Source organism: Enterobacter cloacae complex sp. 372C4 (assembly GCF_050030615.1).
Classification (GTDB): Bacteria; Pseudomonadota; Gammaproteobacteria; order Enterobacterales; family Enterobacteriaceae; genus Enterobacter; species Enterobacter intestinihominis.
This window is the reverse complement of the sequence record NZ_JBLGUQ010000001.1, coordinates 4,155,594-4,173,413: the sequence shown is the minus strand read 5'-3', so window position 1 is coordinate 4,173,413 and position 17,820 is coordinate 4,155,594. Positions and strand designations below refer to the sequence as shown.

The window sequence follows — 17,820 nt, the reverse complement described above, 5'->3', positions numbered from 1 at the left end:
TACATGGATGATTAACAGACTATGGCAATTCCTGTTTACCTTTTCTTGACTGACGATGGTGGTACAAAAATTACAGGCTCGGTGGATGTTTGTTACCGTGAGGGAAGCATTGAAGTCACTGGCTTTACACACAATCTTCGCCTCCCAACCGATCCATTGACCGGGAAAATTACCAGTAAACGTAACCATGCCCCAGTCGTATTTCAAAAAGAAATCGATTCCTCCTCCCCTTACCTGATGAAAGCGGTTGCGACTGGCCAAACCCTTAAAACGGCCGAGTTCAGGTGGTATCGCATTAATGACGCCGGACAGGAAGTAGAATATTACAATATGCGTCTCGATAATATTCGCGTCGTTTCCGTTACGCCATTGATGCATGACATTAAAGACCCGACGAAAGAAAAACATAATCATCTTGAAGTCGTGGAACTACGCTATGATAAAATAACATGGACATATTGCGATGGTAATATACAGTTTGCAGACTGTTGGGCTGAGCGTTAAATATGCGAACTCCTTCCTATTCAACACCCTATAATATTGCATCCTTTGCACCACCTGGCGTGGACGTCGTTAGCCACATGATAATAGCGCGATTTCATGGTGGCCCCTCATTAATGACCTACATATGGTTTTATCAAATGGTCAGAAACCATGGTCCCTGGGATTATAAACAAGGCCGTGCAGAGTATGCCAATTTTGGCAATTTTCATTACGGTGCCGTTGGTGCGGCAGCAGGCATTCCTGAGGGAATTCTGCTCCGGGGGGCAGGCACTGCACAGATTCTTGCCGGGACAAGCGATCCTGCCGAATTTGCAAAATTCCAGAACAATAATAATTACGGTGATGATCCAGTCGATCAGTTATGGATAAGGGCAGGAATAGATTATGCGCGACGTTCGGGTTTTTAACTGGCGAGCTGGAATTATTATCTTTAGTTTTCTCATATTCATTGCATACCCTTTCCGCGATCTTTTTACCGTGTATGAAAATTTGCAGGAAAAAATCAAGGTTAACGATCGTTTAACTCTTTACATCACCCAGGTTGAGACGGGCTCACTGTCTAAAAACAGGTCTCATATTTATCTCTTTGATGCGAAAAAAAGTCCGGAAGAATTCATGTCTAACATTAAGAATATCAATCCCGTCATGATCACCGATGATGATAAAGCTTCAGTGGCAATTAAAAATGGAGACATTTATCTTCGCGTTCGCGGTACGGTTTATTCGTTCACGACGGTAGGTTTCGATGTCTGCATTCATCTCGACAGTTCACCTTACTGAAGCACACTTTCACTTTCACGGGGTGTGATGCACCCCCGGTCTTTTTTTAACCTGGCAAGACTGACAAACAACCTGGCAGATGCAGGCAAACGCTTTTCGTGCGCGCCTGTCAGGATAAGGCTGACACAACACAATAAACACAACAAGATGAGGTCTGCGATGGGAAGCAATTCTTCTTTTTTTGCCCGTAGAACGGCACTGGCCATGGCCGTTGCGCTCTGTTGCGCCTGGCAATCCCCTGTTTACGCTCACGGCAGCGAGGCGCATATGGTCCCGATGGACAAAACGCTTCAGGCGTTTGGCGCGGACGTGCAGTGGGATGATTACGCCCAGATGTTCACCATCGTTAAAGACGGTGCCTTTGTGAAGGTCAAACCCGGCGCCAACACCGCCATCGTTAATGGCAAACCGCTGACGCTCCAGGTGCCCGTGGTGATGAAGAACAATAAGGCCTATATCCCGGAGACTTTTATCAACGATGTCTTTCAGTCCGGTCTTGATCAGACATTCCAGGTTGAAAAACGCCCCCATCCGTTAAACGCGCTGACCGCTGATGAAATCAACCAGGCCGTAGCCATTGTGAAAGCCTCTGCGGATTTTAAACCCAATACCCGCTTTACCCAGATTGCGCTGGCGGAGCCAGAAAAGGCCAAAGTCTGGGACTTTGTGCTTAACGGCACGGCGGTGGATGCACCCCGCCAGGCCAATATCATCATGCTTGATGGTAAACACATCATCGAAAGCCGGGTGGATCTGAAGGACAAAAAGATCCTCCGCTGGGAGCCGATCAAAGACGCGCACGGCATGGTGCTGCTGGATGACTTCAATACCGTGCAGCAGATCATCAATGAAAGCCCGGAGTTTGCCGCCGTGCTGAAAAAGCGCGGCATTACCGATCCGAAGAAAGTGATCACCACCCCGCTTACCGTCGGCTTTTTTGACGGCAAGGATGGGCTGAAACAGGAAGACCGCCTGCTGAAAGTGATCAGCTATCTCGACGTGGGCGACGGTAACTACTGGGCGCACCCGATCGAAAACCTGGTTGCGGTGGTGGATCTCGAGCAGAAGAAAATCCAGAAGATTGAGGAGGGCCCGGTCGTGCCGGTGCCGCTCACCCCGCGTCCTTATGATGGCCGTGACCGCGTTGAAACGGTGAAAAAACCGCTGGAGATTATCGAGCCGGAAGGCAAGAACTACACCATTACCGGGGATATGGTGCACTGGCAGAACTGGGATTTTCATCTGAGCCTGGACTCGCGCGTCGGCCCGATGATCTCCACCGTGACCTATAACGACAACGGCAAAAAGCGACAGGTGATGTATCAGGGATCGCTCGGGGGCATGATTGTGCCGTACGGCGACCCGGATATCGGCTGGTACTTTAAGGCCTACCTGGACTCCGGTGATTACGGCATGGGTACCCTGACCTCCCCGCTGGTGCGCGGCAAGGATGTTCCGTCTAACGCCGTGATGCTCAACGAAACCATCCCGGACTATACCGGTGCGCCAATGGAGATCCCCCGGGCGATCGCCATTTTCGAGCGTTACGCCGGGCCGGAGTATAAGCATCAGGAGTTAGGTAAACCCAACGTCAGCACCGAGCGCCGCGAGCTGGTGGTGCGCTGGGTCAGCACCGTGGGTAACTACGATTATATCTTCGACTGGGTATTCCACGAAAACGGCACCATCGGCATTGATGCAGGGGCCACGGGCATTGAAGCGGTGAAAGGCGTGCAGACGAAAACCATGCATGATGCCACCGCGAAGGATGACACCCGATACGGTACGCTGATCGACCATAATATTGTCGGCACCACCCACCAGCACATCTACAACTTCCGTCTGGATATGGACGTGGACGGCATCAACAACAAGCTGGTGGCCATGGATCCGGACGTCAAACCGAACACCGCTGGCGGACCGCGCACCAGCACCATGCAGGTTAATCAGTATGATATTGATACCGAACAGCAGGCGGCGCAGAAGTTTGATCCGGGCACCATCCGCCTGTTGAGCAACACCAGCAAAGAGAACCGCATGGGCAACCCGGTCTCGTATCAGATCATCCCTTACGCGGGGGGCACACACCCGGTGGCGACGGGCGCGAGGTTTGCCCCGGACGAGTGGATTTATCACCGCCTGAGCTTTATGGATAAACAGCTGTGGGTGACGCGTTACCATCCCGACGAGATGTACCCGGAGGGAAAATACCCGAACCGTTCCACGCATGATACGGGCCTCGGCCAGTACAGCAAAGATAACGAGTCGCTGAACGACCAGGATAACGTCATCTGGATGACCACCGGCACCACCCATGTCGCCCGCGCCGAGGAGTGGCCGATAATGCCGACGGAATGGGTGCACACGTTACTCAAGCCGTGGAACTTCTTTGACGAGACGCCAACGCTCGGTAAGAAAAAAGAGCAGAAATAACACGTTGACCGGGCACGATGCCCGGTTTTTCATTCGCTTTCTTGCTGAATACCACTCCCCGATTATAGTTAATGTTACTTCGCTTAATGCTTTTGCAACATCTGAAACATTTTGTAGATATCGAAGTGTCCATGAACAACGCTATACATAACCGAGAGGTTTTAGGATGAAAGTCAATGAGATAGCAAGAAGCCTTGCGCTGGCCGGTTTTTTCATTTCCGCCAGTTCAGCCTGGGCCGCAGAAGCCCCTAAGGATGCAACCGCAGCAACTCAGCAGGCCAACAACGCACTCTTCAACCAGCTTCCTTTCTCCGATAACACCGATTTTACCAATGCCCACAAAGGGTTTATCGCCCCGCTACCTCAGGAAATTATCAAAGGGGAGCAAGGCAACACCGTCTGGGATCCACAGCAGTACGCCTTTATCAAGGAAGGCGATAAAGCGCCCGATTCGGTTAACCCGAGCTTATGGCGTCAGTCCCAGCTGATTAACATCAGCGGCCTGTTTGAAGTCACCGAGGGCGTGTACCAGATCCGTAACCTCGACCTGTCAAACATGACCATTATTGAAGGTAAAGAAGGCATTACCGTGGTCGACCCGCTGGTGTCGGCGGAGACGGCCAAAGTCGGGATGGATCTTTACTATAAAAATCGCGGCAAGAAACCTGTCGTCGCTGTTATTTACACCCACAGCCACGTTGACCACTATGGCGGCGTGCGCGGCGTGGTGGACGAAGCCGACGTGAAGTCCGGCAAGGTTAAAGTCTACGCGCCAGCCGGATTTATGGAGGCCGCCGTCGCGGAAAATATCATGGCGGGCAACGTCATGAGCCGCCGCGCCAGCTATATGTACGGCAACCTGCTGAAGCCGGATGCGAAAGGCCAGGTGGGTGCGGGTCTCGGCACCACCACCTCCGCCGGGACGGTGACCCTGATTGCCCCGACCAATATCATCGAGAAAGATGGTCAGAAAGAGGTGATCGATGGCCTGACCTATGATTTTATGCTCGCGCCGGGCTCCGAAGCGCCTTCTGAGATGCTCTGGTATATCGAAGAGAAAAAGCTGATCGAGTCTGCGGAAGATGTCACCCATACCCTTCACAACACCTACTCCCTGCGCGGTGCGAAAATTCGTGAACCGCTGCCATGGTCGAAATACATCAACCAGGCAATTGTACGCTGGGGTGATAAGGCCGAAGTTATCATGGCGCAGCACCACTGGCCGACCTGGGGCAACGAGAATGTGGTTAACCTGCTGAAAAGCCAGCGCGACCTCTACCGCTACATCAACGACCAGACCCTGCGCATGGCGAATGAAGGGCTGACGCGTGACGAGATCGCCGCCAACTTCAAGCTGCCGAACTCCCTGGCCAATACCTGGGCCAACCGAGGCTATTACGGTTCAGTCAGCCATGACGTCAAAGCCACCTACGTGCTCTATTTAGGCTGGTTTGACGGCAACCCCGCGACCCTGGATGAACTGCCGCCTGAAGAAGCTGCGAAGAAATTTGTGGAGTATATGGGAGGCGCGGATGCCATCCTGAGTAAAGCTAAAACCGATTTTGACCAGGGCAACTATCGCTGGGTGGCTCAGGTGGTCAGCAAAGTGGTGTTCGCCGATCCAAACAACCAGGCCGCACGTAACCTTGAAGCGGATGCCCTGGAGCAGTTGGGTTATCAGGCTGAATCCGGCCCATGGCGTAACTTCTACCTGACCGGCGCGCAGGAGTTGCGTAACGGCGTGGTGAAAGGTCCGACCCCGAATACCGCCAGCCCGGATACCGTGCGCGCAATGACGCCAGAAATGTTCTTTGACTATCTGGCGGTGCATATCAACGGTGAAAAAGCAGCGGATGCAAAATCGGTGTTTAACATCGACCTCGGCAGCGACGGCGGCAAATATAAGCTGGAGCTGGAAAATGGCGTGCTGAACCACACGGCGAACGCCGAAGCGAAGGATGCTGACGCGACCGTGACCCTCAACCGCGATACGCTGAATAAAATCATCCTGAAAGAAGTGACGCTTAAACAGGCTCAGGATAATGGCGATATCAAAGTGACGGGCGATGCCGCAAAACTCGATGCCATGCTCGGTTACATGGATAAATTTGAATTCTGGTTTAACATTGTGACCCCGTAAAGGCATGCACTCGCGGGCGGTCTTTCCGCCCGCCACAGGGACATTCTCTCTCATGGAAAAAAGACACAACGCCACTCCGGAGCCCGCGACCTGGCCGACCCGTAACGCCATGGTTGTCCACGGGCTGGCCATGAACCTGCCGTGGCTCGCCTTCGTCAACGCGAGCTTTGCGCTAATGATCCTGCTGCGCAATTCCCTGTTCGGCCAAATTGATACCCTCTTACACGTCAGCCCACCTCTCACACAGATGATTGACGCTTCCATGCTGGGGGTAGTCATCCTTTCCGTGGCGTTGGTAATAATGGCCTGGCGCCACATCCGCGGCGTCAGCGCCGTGCTGTTAATGTGTAGCCTGCTATGGTCGATAAGTTGTTACTGGTTTATCAACGTGATACAGCTTCCTCATCCCTGGCCGATATTTGTTACCCTGCTGATGGCCGGTATGACCGCGCTCTATTTTCATCCGGTGGGACTGGTGTGCTTTATCGCGCCGCTGTGGATCACCATGCCCGTTGCCAGCATGCTGCTGAATCAGGAGATGAACCTTCGCTTTGCCGGGCTGTGGGTGGTGTTCACGTTCATTCTCGTTTGCGGACGCTACATCCTCTTAAGCTGGTTTGAAGAGGCCTGGCGTCGCAACCAGCAGAATCAGCGTTTAATTTCGCGGCTGGATGCGCTGGCCCATCAGGATCCGCTGACGAAAACGGCCAACCGCAGGGCGATGGAGCTGGTGCTGGAAAACGCGGTGGAGCAAGGCAAACGCTTCACGGTCCTGATGCTGGATGTCGACTACTTCAAACTGTATAACGACACCTATGGTCACCAGGCGGGGGACGCGTGTCTCGCGCGGGTCGCGGAGGTGCTGAACACCTCGGTGCGCACGCCAGAGGATGTGGTTTCGCGCTACGGTGGTGAGGAGTTCGTCGTGATCCTCTTTGACTGTGAAGAAAGCGTTGCTGAGAAAGTCGCCGCGCGGATCCAGGCTGGCCTGCGCACCGCAGCCATTGCGCACAGCGCGTCGAAGGTGAGTGAATGTGTGACGGTGAGTATGGGCATTGCCGGCTATACCCCAGGACTGGCCGGCCCGGAAATCATCGCCCGCGCCGATGCGGCGTTGTATCGGGCGAAGGAGTCCGGGCGGGATAGGTGGTCGCTGTAAGTTACGCCGGGTGGCGCTGCGCTTACCCGGCCTACAAAACCAACCTTTTCCTTGCTCCCGTAGGCCGGGTAAGGCGTAGCCGCCACCCGGCGTTTTTTTAATACCGCACACACACCGACTTAGTTTCGCACCAGCCGTCCAGCCAGTCGGGGCGGAAATCATTGCCCGCGCCGATGCGGCGCTGTACAGGGCGAAGGAGGCCGGGCGGAATCGGTGGTCGCTGTAAGTTACGCCGGGTGGCGCTGCGCTTACCCGGCCTACAAAACCAACTTTTTTCCTCGATCCCGTAGGCCGGGTAAGGCGTAGCCGCCACCCGGCGTTTTTTTAATACCGCACACACACCGACTTGGTTTCACACCAGCCGTCCAGCCAGTCGGGGCGGAAATCATCGCCCGCGCCGATGCGGCGCTGTACAGGGCGAAGGAGGCCGGGCGGAATCGGTGGTCGCTGTAAGTTACGCCGGGTGGCGCTGCGCTTACCCTGCCTACAAAACCAACCTTTTTCCTCGATCCCGTAGGCCGGGTAAGGCGTAGCCGCCACCCGGCGTTTTTTTAATACCGCACACACACCGACTTGGTTTCACACCAGCCGTCCAGCCAGTCGGGGCCGAAATCGCGCCCGGTGCCAGACTGCTTCATGCCGCCGAACGGCAGGTTGGCGTCTATCAGCGTGTGGCTGTTCACCCACACGGTTCCGGCCTGTAGTCTGTCGGTGTACTCCAGCGCTTTACTGATGTTCTGCGTCCAGACGCTGGCCGTTAAGCCGTATTCAGTGTCGTTCGCCAGCTGAAGCGCCTCTTCCCCGTCAGCTACACGGACCAGATTCACCACCGGCCCGAAGACCTCTTCACGCGTCAGTCGCAGATGATTATCCGGGTTGACCACCAGCGTTGGCGAAACGTAATAGCCTTTGCCGTCTGGCCCCCGGTTCCCGGCGATCAGCTCCGCATTGTGCGCCTTCGCCTCATCCAGAAACGCCTGGACCTTATCGCAGTGGGCGCGCGACACCAGCGGGTTGATAAACGCGTCCGGCGACATGCCCGGCCCGACGCTCAGGGATTTCACGGCCTGTTCAAAGCCGCTGACCAGCGTGTCGAACAGCGGAGCTTCAATATATATACGTGAACTGGCCGCGCAGACCTGCCCCTGATTCAGGAAGCTGCCGGTCATCAGCCCTTCAATCACCCACGCCGGATCGGCATCTTTCAGCACGATGGCCGGGTTTTTGCCGCCCAGTTCCAGCGTCACGCCCGTTAGCTTATCCGCCGCCGCGCGGGCAATCTGCTTGCCCGTCGCCGTCGATCCGGTAAAGCTCACTTTGGCAATGCGCGGGTGCGAGGTCAGTGCCGCGCCACAGACGGCGCCACTGCCGGTCACCACGTTGAAAACGCCATCCGGGATCCCCGCCTCGCTCGCCAGTTCCGCCACCCGTAACAGGGTGAGCGGCGTGGTTTCCGAGGGTTTGATCACGATGGAGCAACCTGCCGCCAGCGCGGGCATCACTTTCCACATGCCAATCATCAGCGGGAAGTTCCATGGCACAATCCCCGCCACGACCCCAACCGGCTCTTTACGCGTCCACGCCTGATAACGCGCGCCCTGCGGCAGTGGAATCGAGAGATCGAGGGTTTTACCGGCAATTTTGGTGGTCAGCCCTGCCGTGTAGCGCATCCAGTTCAGGGTGCAGCCCACCTCGAAGGCGCGGGAAATGTTAATCGATTTCCCCTGCTCCAGGGTTTCGAGCTGTGCCAGCTCTTCGCCATGCTGTTCCACCAGATCCGCAAACCGCAGCAGGATGCGTTCCCGCTCTGCCGGAAGCCGCCCGGCCCAGCTTCGGGCGACAAAGGCGCGCCAGCCAGACATCACCGCACGATCGACATCATCAACGCTGGCATCGGCGGTGGAGGCAATGACCTCTCCGGTCGCCGGGTTGTAGACGTTCAGACGCTTTTCGCTATCGGATGCCGCCTGACGCCCTTCGATCCACAGGCCGTGCTGGCGATCTAAAAACTGCTGCACGCCAGGCAGGACGGCGACGTGTGATTCGGACATAGGATACTCCTTCGTTATGCTTCGCAGGGTGTGTATGCAGTCTAAGAGGGGATTCGCATTCCTGCTTTTGTCTGTGTGACATTCGCTTTGCCAGCTGTGACAGGCTCCGCAAATCGTGATAATTCCCGCTTATATCGCTGTAACCGTTGAGTGTTCTTTCCTATAGTCAGCCTCGTAGCCCTGACAATATGCAACATAAATGCAACAATGCGAAAACAGTGACGGTGCAGCGAGAACATCAATGGCATGTGCAAGCGAACAGGACAATTTTCAGCAGTGGCTGGCGCAAATTAACCAGGTTTGTGGGCGCTTTGCGGCACGTCCGTTAGAGGGGGCGTTTCTCGGCGAACTGGAAACCAGCTACACCCAAAGTCTGAAGCTGAGCACGGTGACCGCCGCAGGCGTTAACCTGTTTCGCACCCGTCAGGAGATCAAAAACGGCAACGATGCCTGGTTCTACACCGTCTTTCAGCTGGAAGGCAGCGCCGGAATCGAACAGGACGACCAGCGCGCGCTGCTGAAAGCCGGGGATATCACGCTGATTGACGCCTCCCGCCCGTGCTCAATTTACTGGCAGGAGCGTTCCCGCCAGATTTCGCTGCTGCTCCCGCGACAAATCATTGAGCAACACGCGCGTTTTCAGGAAGTGAGGTGCGCGTTGCCCCTCTCCCGCAGTCTGCCTACCGTACAGCTGAGCTACCGACTGTTACAGGAGAGCATGGGCAATGCCGATCTCAGCGCCAGTGAAAGCGAAGCGGCGCTGGAGGCGATGGTGTGTCTGCTGCGTCCGGCCTTCCAGCAGCATGACGAGGTGCTGCCGCGCAAGGAGCGTCAGTTCCGCCACGTTCTGTCCCTGATTGACGATCATATTCAGTCGGAGGCGTTAAGACCGGAGTGGATAGCCTCAGAGAGCGGCATGTCCGTGCGTAGCTTGTACCGCATGTTTGCCGGGAAAGGGCTGGTGGTAGCGCAGTATATTAAGAACCGTCGCCTCGATTTATGCGCTCAGGCGCTGCGTTCCATCGGCGATGACGAAAAGCTGGCGGGCATTGGCTACAGCTGGGGCTTTACCGACCATAGCCATTTTTCCACCGCCTTTAAGCAGCGTTTCGGGGTTTCGCCGGGCGAATACCGTAAGCGTTACCGCTAGTTACTTTTTCAGCCACTTGCCGTTAATCCCCTTCACGTACTCACCCGGCTGCGCGCGGGCCACCAGCTTTTGCCCCGCCATTTTCGCCACCTCGTCGACGGGCAAATTATTGCTGTCAGCAAGCTGCTGGTAACTTTCCGTGCGTGCGGCGTTGATACGGTTCACCAGCGCCAGGGTTTCAGCGTCGTGCTGAACGGGCGCAAGATAGCCGCTCAGGGTTTCCCCTACGCGCCCCTGGGTGCGCGCATCGTTGAGCGTAAGCGTGGCGGCGTGAACGTTCATCCCCAGCGCCAGTAACATCAGAGCTAATTGTTTCATGGCATCCTCAGAACAGATCGCTGCGGGATTTCAGCAGGGCTTCGACGTCTTTATCCACCTTGATATGGATTTCATGCTCGATTTTCACGTTCATGTTGATGGTGATCGGCTCTTTGGGCGCCGCCACTTCAATGCGCGGCGTGCAGCCTGACAGCAGCGCGACGACGGCCACGGTGAGTACACCAGCCCTCTTTTTCATTGTTGTTCCTCACTTTCCTTGCCTGTCGAACCGCGGAGAAGGGGTATCGCCGCATGTTGCTCAAACCATGTTTGCAGATTGTCCCCAAAGCGCAGGCTGCGCCAGAGGGTAAAAATGTTCTCTTCATGGGTGTAATTCAGGTTAACGAAGCTGCTTTTGCCCTCGACGCGGCTGGTGCCTTTAATGGCCGCCTGCATGGTTAACACACCCAGATTATCCACATTGAGTTTTGTCCACGACTGCGAAATTTCCATATAGCGGAGCCAGTTGATCGCCGCCCCGGCAACCACGTTGTCTTTCACAATGGCATCCGCCGTGTCCTGGTCGATGCGCAGCGTCATCGGCCCCGGGTTGGTCAGCCAGCCATCTTTAATGATCCATTTCTCATTGTCCAGCCAGAACGGCAGCGCGCCGCTCACCGGGCCGGACATGGCAAACTGCTTCGGATTTACCGCGCTTATCAGTTCGCTGGAGGAAATATTATCCACGCGCAGTAAAGCCGGATCGTGCTGCGGCATTCTCAACTGCTGCATGGTGATTTTCCCGCCGAGCGCTTCCACCTTCACGTTGGTGAGCAGGAGCGGGTTCGCTTCGGTCCAGGGATAATCGCCCTGGAGATCCGCGGTGATATTTCGGGCTGTGACCAGGTTTTTCACCTCGTCAATTCGTAACGTTACCGGTCCGCGCGTGCCCAGTGACCAGGTGCCCTGGCTTAAGCGGAACGGCAGAACAAAATCAACGCCGTTGATTTCGTTATCCGGCATCCACGCGCTGCCCGCTTTCAGCACCCCGTGCCCCCCGGCCTCAAACCCCTGGTCGGGGGCCGCCGAGAAAGCCACCTGCGCGTACATTTCGCCGCCGCGCAGGGTCATTTTCCAGTCTGGCGGGATCAGCGGCTGGAACACTGTAAGAGACTGTTTTGGCCACCAGGCCTGACCGCGGAGGCGTTCGCCGTCCCAGCGTCCATTCACCTGGACCGGGCCGATGTCATCCGCATGAAGGTTCCCTTTAAACTGGAACACCGTCGGGTCTGTCCCGTCAACGCTGAAGGTCAAAACGGACGGCGGCAGCACGCTTCCGCCTGAAAAGCTTGTTTGCCCGGCATTGAGCGCGAGCGCGCCGCTAAAGGTGGGGTTATCCGGGTCCCGCGACCAGCGCACCGGGTGATCCAGCACCAGGCGCGGTTTGCTGACCAGCATCGTGCCGTACTGCAATTTGTCGAACCCCGTGGAAAGATCGGTCAGTTCGATAACGTTGTCGCGCCACTCCCCGGTTCCCCGGACATCCCAGCGCGCGTTCATCGGCGTGAAGTTCCCTTTACCCCAGTAGCGCCACTGCCACAAACCGTTGTCCGGTAAAAAGTCGTTAGCCTGGCCGTCCAGATGCAGCTCAAAATTGCCCATCTCGTTTTCATGCGCCCGCAGAATGGCTTGCAGGCGGCCGTCCACGCCCTTTTGCGTGAGCTTCACGCCCGCCAGCGGCCAGCGGATCTCATCGATATCCAGCGAGTCAATGATGCGTCCGCGCGAGCGCAATAGTGCGCCGGGTTCAAACGTAAGCTGCGGATCGTAAAGGCTGCCGGTCAGCTTCGCCGGGAGTCTGGCATACAGGATCAGATCGTTTTGCTTGGCTTCCCCGCTCAGGTGCAGCGGCATAGCGCTGTTTTCTATACTGAGCGAGCCGGGACCGATATTCAGCACCGCGTTGCCCTTACCCGCGTCCCCCTGGGTCAGCACGTTGAGCCGCCCCGTGAAGGTGGCTTTTTCCAGCCCCTGCTGCCAGTTATCCACCTTCAGGCCGATGCGACCGCTCATCGGCATACCGGAGGCTGACCAGTTCCAGCGCCCGTCGCTGATGGTCAACTGCTGAGCGGTGATCTGCCACGGTAAATCGAGCAGCGGATCGGGGTTGTCCCGCGCCATAACCACCAGCTGGCCCTGATTATCCTCCCAGTCCAGATCGGCATCGACCAGCGAGGATAACTGTGGCACGTTAAAGGTCGCGACCGTATGCCCTTTCACCGGTACGCCGTCCGGCACCAGCGGCAGGGTAAATTCACCGACCAGCTTCACGGGCTGCGACTGGTCCGGAAGCTGCACATCGAACTGGCTGATGGAGAGCGTCTGGCCGCGCAACTGCCCCTTAATGCTCACCTGCTCGCCTTTATAGGTGATGTCCTGGCGGGCTGGCGTGAGTGAGGCATGCAGCTCACCCTCCCACTGCTGCCAGGGAGAAAGGGTAAAACGGTGGATGGTCAGCCAGGTGTTGGGCAGGATGGTCTGCCACTGCGCCAGCGTTTTCGGCGCCACCGTAGACGGCGCCGATTGCGGTAATTTGCTCAGGCAGACAGAGTTAAGTTCAAGTGCGCCAATATCCAGATCCCAGCGGCTGGGGTGTGACAGGGTCACGTTTTCCATGCGGGCAATTTCGCACTCTTCTACCAGATAACGGAGATCGGGGATGATCAGGGCGTGGCGCGTGAGCCGTGGGCTTTTTTCAAACGCGATGCGTGTTCCAACGGGAAGCCAGATCCCGGCGAGCGTGGGCACCCACTGGGCGAGCGTCATCAGCAGCGTCAGCGGCACAAGAAATAGCAGCAGTAAAAGCGCGATTGCGGCTTTGTATTTACCCTTCATGGGCAGTTAATATCCTGATTTTGCGAAATAAATAAGCCGTTCTTGCCGCTCATTGTCGCATGTTTAGCCAGTCAGTTGAAGGTAATGCCATTTTTAAGAGTAGATGCTCTACAATAATTCATAGAACTTATTGATTTCAATGAATTTTGAAAAATTGTAAGATAATTTTAAACATGCTAACGTGGTTCCAAAATCACTGGAGAAAGTCTTATGAAACTCGCGGTATATAGCACAAAGCAGTACGACAAAAAGTATCTGCAACATGTTAACGAGACGTACGGTTTCGATCTTGAATTTTTCGACTTTCTGCTGACTGAAAAGACGGCTAAAACCGCCCACGGCTGCGAAGGCGTGTGTATCTTCGTTAACGATGACGGTAGCCGACCGGTACTGGAAGAGTTGAAAAAACAGGGCGTGAAATACATTGCTCTGCGCTGCGCGGGCTTTAACAACGTCGATCTCGATGCCGCCAAAGAGCTGGGTCTGAAGGTTGTTCGCGTTCCGGCCTATTCTCCGGAAGCCGTGGCAGAACATGCGGTCGGGATGATGATGTCGCTCAACCGTCGTATTCACCGTGCCTATCAGCGTACCCGTGATGCCAACTTCTCTCTTGAAGGGCTGACCGGCTTTACTATGTACGGTAAAACCGCAGGCGTGATCGGTACCGGCAAAATTGGTGTGGCCGCCCTACGCATCCTGAAAGGATTTGGCATGCGCCTGCTGGCGTTTGATCCGTACCCAAGCGCCGCTGCGCTGGAGCTGGGCGTGGAGTATGTCGATCTGAAAACGCTCTTCTCGCAGTCTGATGTTATCTCCCTGCACTGCCCGCTGACTCCTGAAAACTATCACCTGCTTAACCAGTCGGCGTTCGACCAGATGAAAGACGGCGTGATGATCATCAATACCAGCCGCGGCGGACTGATCGACTCTCAGGCCGCTATCGAAGCGTTGAAAACGCAAAAAATCGGCGCGTTGGGTATGGACGTGTATGAGAACGAACGCGATCTGTTCTTTGAGGATAAATCTAACGACGTGATTCAGGACGACGTGTTCCGTCGCCTGTCGGCCTGCCACAACGTGTTGTTCACCGGCCACCAGGCGTTTCTGACCGCCGAAGCGCTGATCAGTATTTCGGAAACCACGCTGGGGAATTTACAGCAGCTTGAACAGGGCGAAGCGTGCCCTAACGCGATCGTTTAAGATCGTCAGGCCGGGTGGCGGTAACCTCTGCCCGGCCAATAATAAGCCCATCAGAAAATAAGCACAGGTTAACTATTAAGATGGCTAACGTTCATCGTAAATATAACAATCAAGGATATGACTGTTCCGGTGTGACCATATCAGAATGAGGCTCTGCTGAAGGCTGCGTGATTTGCTGCACTATCGTAACCAGTTGTTCAAAAACAGCTCTCATTTGCGTCGGGTAGGTTAAAGACAACCAGGTTGCCAGCACTGCTCCAGCCAAAAAGCCCAACTTCATACACCATCCCTAATAAATTCAGCGAGATACAAGCTTTAACGTATGTGTGGTGCCGGGTGCCTCCCGGTGAGTCGTTGGTCAGCCACCTTGACCCGCTACTGATTGCCTAAGCTACACGTGCTGTTTAGCCCCTCCGCACAGGGGGATTCACCACGCGAGAAAAATAACACAGTGCCCCGGCTGGTTTAGGGGATATTTCGTTTAAAAATAAATAATGACCATACAAAATTAATCTATAACTGTTTTCAGGAACCCTTCTACACTTTAAGCGGATATATCAGTAATAAGATTAATATAAGTCAGTTTTATTACGTCCCTAAATGCTGGGCTATTTACTTAGCCTTCACACATGTTGCCATTAGCAGAGGAGTCTGAAATATGGCATTCGTAACAACGAAAGATGGTGTCAGTATTTATTACAAAGACTGGGGTCCGAAGGATGCGCAGCCGATCGTTTTCCATCACGGCTGGCCGCTGAGCGCCGATGACTGGGATAACCAGATGCTCTTTTTCCTTGCAGAAGGCTTCCGCGTCATCGCCCTCGACCGTCGTGGTCATGGTCGTTCCGATCAGGTGAGTGAAGGTCATGATATGGATCATTATGCCTCCGACGCATCAGCCGTGGTCGAAAGCCTTGATTTGCGTAATGCCGTGCACGTCGGCCACTCCACCGGCGGAGGCCAGGTCGCCAGATACGTTGCGAAGTACGGCCAGCCTCAGGGGCGAGTGGCCAAAGCGGTACTTGTCAGCGCCGTTCCTCCGCTGATGGTAAAATCAGACACGAACCCCGGCGGTACGCCCATTGAAGTGTTCGACGGCTTCCGCCAGGCGCTGGCCGCTAACCGCGCCCAGTTTTACCTCGACGTCGCCAGCGGTCCTTTCTATGGATTTAACCGAGACGGAGCAGAGGTTTCGCAGGGAACAATCCAGAACTGGTGGCGTCAGGGTATGATCGGTAGCGCCAAAGCCCACTATGATGGCATTAAGGCATTTTCAGAAACCGACCAGACGGACGATCTCAAAGCCATCACGGTTCCCGTCCTGGTGTTGCAGGGTGATGACGATCAGGTCGTCCCGTATAAAAATGCCTCCCTTCTTCAGGATAAGCTGCTCGCAAACAGCGAGCTTAAAATCTATCCAGGCTTCCCGCATGGGATGCATACCACGCATGCAGATACCATAAATGCCGATATCCTGACGTTTATTCGCTCATAAAGACGTTGATTATCCATAAAACAACCGGGCACCACGCCCGGTTCTCTTTTGCGGCAAGAATTGAGCGACCATTTCAGGAAGAAACGCTTACAGGAGTTTGATTTTTACTTCATACCCCTCCAGGCCTGTCATGGCCTCACGAGCGATAAACTCAATTTCAGATACTTCCTGCCCTGTTTTTTTTCGTAATTCTGCAATTTTTTTGGCTATAAGCGCTGAAATTTCTTCCTCTGCCTTTTGCGTCATTGCGTCAACTTTCATATTTACCTCTTGCGGCCGTTTACTGTTTCCAGTATCTAACTGGTTTTAACCATAACCCTATGTAAAGCGTAGACTATCTGCGTTACGTATGCTGCCTTCACCTTGAGATGAGGGGCAGATGGGGCCATTGCATTTAAATATGCATTTAGATTGCATTATTTGAATAAGCTGTTATTGTGCCAACGCCTTAGAGCACATAAACATAAGAAAAGATTTGACTCAAACTCGCCCCGCACCAGGGGCATTTTTTTTGCTCCCTATAAGCAAAAAACCCGCCATGAGCGGGTTTCTGCGTTATTCGGAAAGATTATTTGAAGACTTCTGCTACGGCCTGGAAGTTAGGGCCATGCTCTCGAGCGGCGATGATGACATAGTATTTCCCGCCCTTCTCATCTGCCAGTTTCGAGAGTTTTTGATGAAGATCTGAAGGTGAAGAAATTTGTCCACCTGAAGCCCCTACAGATACATTGCCCAGGTATTCAAGTTTGAAGTGGTGCGCTTCATCTTTGGAAATCATATCTGCCGCAGATGCGCCAAAGCTTGCAACTGTTAAAGCCAATACACTCCCTAATAGTGCTTTTTTCATATCATTCCTCCTGTTAATAAATCTATCTATTTAACATTAGCATCAAATATGGGAATGATCCGTGCCAATGTCGTAGAGAGACTGAGTGATAAGCGTCGCCTTATTGAGCATTATTACCTGCCCTCTCTGACGCAACCTGCGATTACAGCAGGTTCATCTACTATACTGACCTGTGCAGTTAGCATTTATCTGCCCGGTTGCGCGTTAGGTAACCGAAACTTACCTGTACCATGACCATCAGGAGAACAATATGCACACGAGTAAAACCCTGAAAAGGCTGCTAGCCGTATCAGCAGTTGCAGCAATGTTCAGCACCGTTGGCGTACAAGCCCAGACGACAAGCGCCGCGCAAACTAACGCTGCGGGCCAGGCTCAACCGGACGCCAGACTCAGCTCCGGCGACGAGAAAGCGTTAAAGGACATGGCGCAGGCCAATATCAACGAAGTCGCCGCCGCCAGGCTCGCCCTGGACAAGGCCCAGACCAGTGAAGTGAAAACATTCGCCCAGAAAATGGTCGACGACCACGGCGCCGCCCTGACCAAAGTGCAGGCCGTTGCCCAGAAAAAGGGCGTAGAGCTGCCGACCGAGCCAGACGCCGCCCATAAAGCCCTGAACTCAAGGCTGGAAAACCAGCGCGGTGACGCTTTTGACAAGATGTATATGGAATATGCCGGTGTGAAAGACCACGAGAAGGTGCTGTCGAAGCTTAAAAACGACGCCAGTAAAATCGACGATCCGGATGTGAAGGCGCTGGCCAACGAGCACACGCCGGTGGTTGAGCAGCACCTGAAGTCCGCCGAGCAGATGTCAACCCACTCCGGCGCATCAGCCGATAAATAACGCGTCGGTAAAACGACTACTGCAAAATAACGTGGGGCCCACAGGCCCCACTTCATTTTTCCCTTCC

The 17,820-nt window shown here is 54.7% G+C and carries 16 protein-coding genes and 1 pseudogene; 10 read left to right on the top strand and 7 right to left on the bottom strand.

What is annotated here, in order from left to right; translation table 11 throughout:
• Positions 1–21 precede the first annotated feature (21 nt).
• From ACQG11_RS20340 to ACQG11_RS20315, 6 genes are all read left to right on the top strand, one after another.
• Positions 22–504 (top strand): Hcp family type VI secretion system effector, encoded by a 483-nt coding sequence (locus ACQG11_RS20340; RefSeq protein WP_022648017.1) that lies wholly within the window; start codon positions 22–24, stop codon positions 502–504.
• 113 nt (positions 505–617) lie between these two features.
• Positions 618–911, top strand: coding sequence for a polymorphic toxin type 44 domain-containing protein (locus ACQG11_RS20335; protein ID WP_223825170.1), 294 nt, complete (start codon positions 618–620; stop codon positions 909–911).
• Positions 889–1,284 carry a hypothetical protein gene (locus tag ACQG11_RS20330; RefSeq protein ID WP_022648016.1) on the top strand — a complete coding sequence of 132 codons (396 nt, stop codon included), beginning with the start codon at positions 889–891 and terminating at the stop codon, positions 1,282–1,284. The genes ACQG11_RS20335 and ACQG11_RS20330 overlap by 23 nt, the downstream gene beginning before the upstream one ends.
• Before the next feature lie 159 nt (positions 1,285–1,443).
• Positions 1,444–3,717, top strand: a complete 2,274-nt coding sequence (tynA, locus tag ACQG11_RS20325; protein WP_367074629.1) for a primary-amine oxidase — start codon at positions 1,444–1,446, stop codon at positions 3,715–3,717.
• A 166-nt stretch (positions 3,718–3,883) separates the two neighbouring features.
• Positions 3,884–5,857 carry an alkyl/aryl-sulfatase gene (locus ACQG11_RS20320; RefSeq protein ID WP_048966596.1) on the top strand — a complete coding sequence of 658 codons (1,974 nt, stop codon included), beginning with the start codon at positions 3,884–3,886 and terminating at the stop codon, positions 5,855–5,857.
• Positions 5,858–5,909: 52 nt separating this feature from the next.
• Entirely contained in the window at positions 5,910–7,016 is a 1,107-nt protein-coding gene (locus ACQG11_RS20315) for a GGDEF domain-containing protein (RefSeq protein WP_045309013.1), read from the top strand.
• Positions 7,017–7,113: 97 nt separating this feature from the next.
• Here the strand turns inward: ACQG11_RS20315 and ACQG11_RS20310 are convergent.
• Both ACQG11_RS20310 and ACQG11_RS20305 read right to left on the bottom strand, forming a co-directional pair.
• A pseudogene (locus ACQG11_RS20310) lies at positions 7,114–7,188 on the bottom strand (hypothetical protein); the annotation flags it as partial.
• A gap of 379 nt (positions 7,189–7,567) precedes the next feature.
• The gene (locus ACQG11_RS20305) at positions 7,568–9,067 is read right to left on the bottom strand and encodes an aldehyde dehydrogenase family protein (RefSeq protein WP_154051223.1); all 1,500 of its coding nucleotides are present in this window, start codon (positions 9,065–9,067) and stop codon (positions 7,568–7,570) included.
• Positions 9,068–9,308: 241 nt separating this feature from the next.
• Between ACQG11_RS20305 and feaR the strand changes: the two genes are divergently transcribed.
• On the top strand, positions 9,309–10,217 hold the full coding sequence (feaR, locus tag ACQG11_RS20300) for a transcriptional regulator FeaR (RefSeq protein WP_023300024.1): 909 nt from the start codon (positions 9,309–9,311) through the stop codon (positions 10,215–10,217).
• On the opposite strand, the gene ACQG11_RS20295 is transcribed toward feaR, so the two are convergent.
• The 3 genes from ACQG11_RS20295 to ACQG11_RS20285 are packed head-to-tail and all read right to left on the bottom strand — an operon-like array spanning position 10,218 to position 13,370.
• Positions 10,218–10,535: a YdbL family protein gene (locus tag ACQG11_RS20295; RefSeq protein WP_426728716.1), complete on the bottom strand. Its 318-nt coding sequence runs from the start codon at positions 10,533–10,535 to the stop codon at positions 10,218–10,220.
• A 7-nt stretch (positions 10,536–10,542) separates the two neighbouring features.
• Positions 10,543–10,734 carry a YnbE family lipoprotein gene (locus ACQG11_RS20290; RefSeq protein ID WP_003857369.1) on the bottom strand — a complete coding sequence of 64 codons (192 nt, stop codon included), beginning with the start codon at positions 10,732–10,734 and terminating at the stop codon, positions 10,543–10,545.
• Entirely contained in the window at positions 10,731–13,370 is a 2,640-nt protein-coding gene (locus tag ACQG11_RS20285; protein ID WP_426728715.1) for a YdbH family protein, read from the bottom strand. The genes ACQG11_RS20290 and ACQG11_RS20285 overlap by 4 nt, the downstream gene beginning before the upstream one ends.
• A gap of 210 nt (positions 13,371–13,580) precedes the next feature.
• Here ACQG11_RS20285 and ACQG11_RS20280 point away from each other — a divergent pair, with 210 nt between their 5' ends.
• Together ACQG11_RS20280 and ACQG11_RS20275 are read left to right on the top strand one after the other, a co-directional pair.
• Complete coding sequence (locus ACQG11_RS20280) at positions 13,581–14,570, top strand: 2-hydroxyacid dehydrogenase (protein WP_155018860.1); 990 nt, start codon at positions 13,581–13,583, stop codon at positions 14,568–14,570.
• A 658-nt stretch (positions 14,571–15,228) separates the two neighbouring features.
• Positions 15,229–16,065, top strand: coding sequence for an alpha/beta fold hydrolase (locus ACQG11_RS20275; protein WP_022648007.1), 837 nt, complete (start codon positions 15,229–15,231; stop codon positions 16,063–16,065).
• Positions 16,066–16,152: 87 nt separating this feature from the next.
• Here the strand turns inward: ACQG11_RS20275 and ACQG11_RS20270 are convergent, their stop codons facing one another.
• Both ACQG11_RS20270 and ACQG11_RS20265 read right to left on the bottom strand, forming a co-directional pair.
• The gene (locus ACQG11_RS20270; RefSeq protein WP_022648006.1) at positions 16,153–16,326 is read right to left on the bottom strand and encodes a GnsA/GnsB family addiction module toxin; all 174 of its coding nucleotides are present in this window, start codon (positions 16,324–16,326) and stop codon (positions 16,153–16,155) included.
• 307 nt (positions 16,327–16,633) lie between these two features.
• A complete protein-coding gene (locus ACQG11_RS20265; RefSeq protein WP_003857380.1) occupies positions 16,634–16,912 on the bottom strand; it encodes a DUF1471 domain-containing protein in 279 nt (92 codons plus the stop codon).
• Positions 16,913–17,162: 250 nt separating this feature from the next.
• On the opposite strand from ACQG11_RS20265, the gene ACQG11_RS20260 reads away from it, so the two are divergent.
• On the top strand, positions 17,163–17,753 hold the full coding sequence (locus ACQG11_RS20260; protein WP_303756442.1) for a DUF4142 domain-containing protein: 591 nt from the start codon (positions 17,163–17,165) through the stop codon (positions 17,751–17,753).
• The last annotated feature ends 67 nt before the right edge of the window (positions 17,754–17,820 follow it).

Bases quoted from the DNA above. Each gene is read 5' to 3' on its own strand.
- ACQG11_RS20340 (WP_022648017.1), top strand. From the start codon at position 22: ATGGCAATTCCTGTTTACCTTTTCTTGACTGACGATGGTGGTACAAAA.
- ACQG11_RS20335 (WP_223825170.1), top strand. From the start codon at position 618: ATGACCTACATATGGTTTTATCAAATGGTCAGAAACCATGGTCCCTGG.
- ACQG11_RS20330 (WP_022648016.1), top strand. From the start codon at position 889: ATGCGCGACGTTCGGGTTTTTAACTGGCGAGCTGGAATTATTATCTTT.
- tynA (WP_367074629.1), top strand. From the start codon at position 1,444: ATGGGAAGCAATTCTTCTTTTTTTGCCCGTAGAACGGCACTGGCCATG.
- ACQG11_RS20320 (WP_048966596.1), top strand. From the start codon at position 3,884: ATGAAAGTCAATGAGATAGCAAGAAGCCTTGCGCTGGCCGGTTTTTTC.
- ACQG11_RS20315 (WP_045309013.1), top strand. From the start codon at position 5,910: ATGGAAAAAAGACACAACGCCACTCCGGAGCCCGCGACCTGGCCGACC.
- ACQG11_RS20305 (WP_154051223.1), bottom strand. From the start codon at position 9,067: ATGTCCGAATCACACGTCGCCGTCCTGCCTGGCGTGCAGCAGTTTTTA.
- feaR (WP_023300024.1), top strand. From the start codon at position 9,309: ATGGCATGTGCAAGCGAACAGGACAATTTTCAGCAGTGGCTGGCGCAA.
- ACQG11_RS20295 (WP_426728716.1), bottom strand. From the start codon at position 10,535: ATGAAACAATTAGCTCTGATGTTACTGGCGCTGGGGATGAACGTTCAC.
- ACQG11_RS20290 (WP_003857369.1), bottom strand. From the start codon at position 10,734: ATGAAAAAGAGGGCTGGTGTACTCACCGTGGCCGTCGTCGCGCTGCTG.
- ACQG11_RS20285 (WP_426728715.1), bottom strand. From the start codon at position 13,370: ATGAAGGGTAAATACAAAGCCGCAATCGCGCTTTTACTGCTGCTATTT.
- ACQG11_RS20280 (WP_155018860.1), top strand. From the start codon at position 13,581: ATGAAACTCGCGGTATATAGCACAAAGCAGTACGACAAAAAGTATCTG.
- ACQG11_RS20275 (WP_022648007.1), top strand. From the start codon at position 15,229: ATGGCATTCGTAACAACGAAAGATGGTGTCAGTATTTATTACAAAGAC.
- ACQG11_RS20270 (WP_022648006.1), bottom strand. From the start codon at position 16,326: ATGAAAGTTGACGCAATGACGCAAAAGGCAGAGGAAGAAATTTCAGCG.
- ACQG11_RS20265 (WP_003857380.1), bottom strand. From the start codon at position 16,912: ATGAAAAAAGCACTATTAGGGAGTGTATTGGCTTTAACAGTTGCAAGC.
- ACQG11_RS20260 (WP_303756442.1), top strand. From the start codon at position 17,163: ATGCACACGAGTAAAACCCTGAAAAGGCTGCTAGCCGTATCAGCAGTT.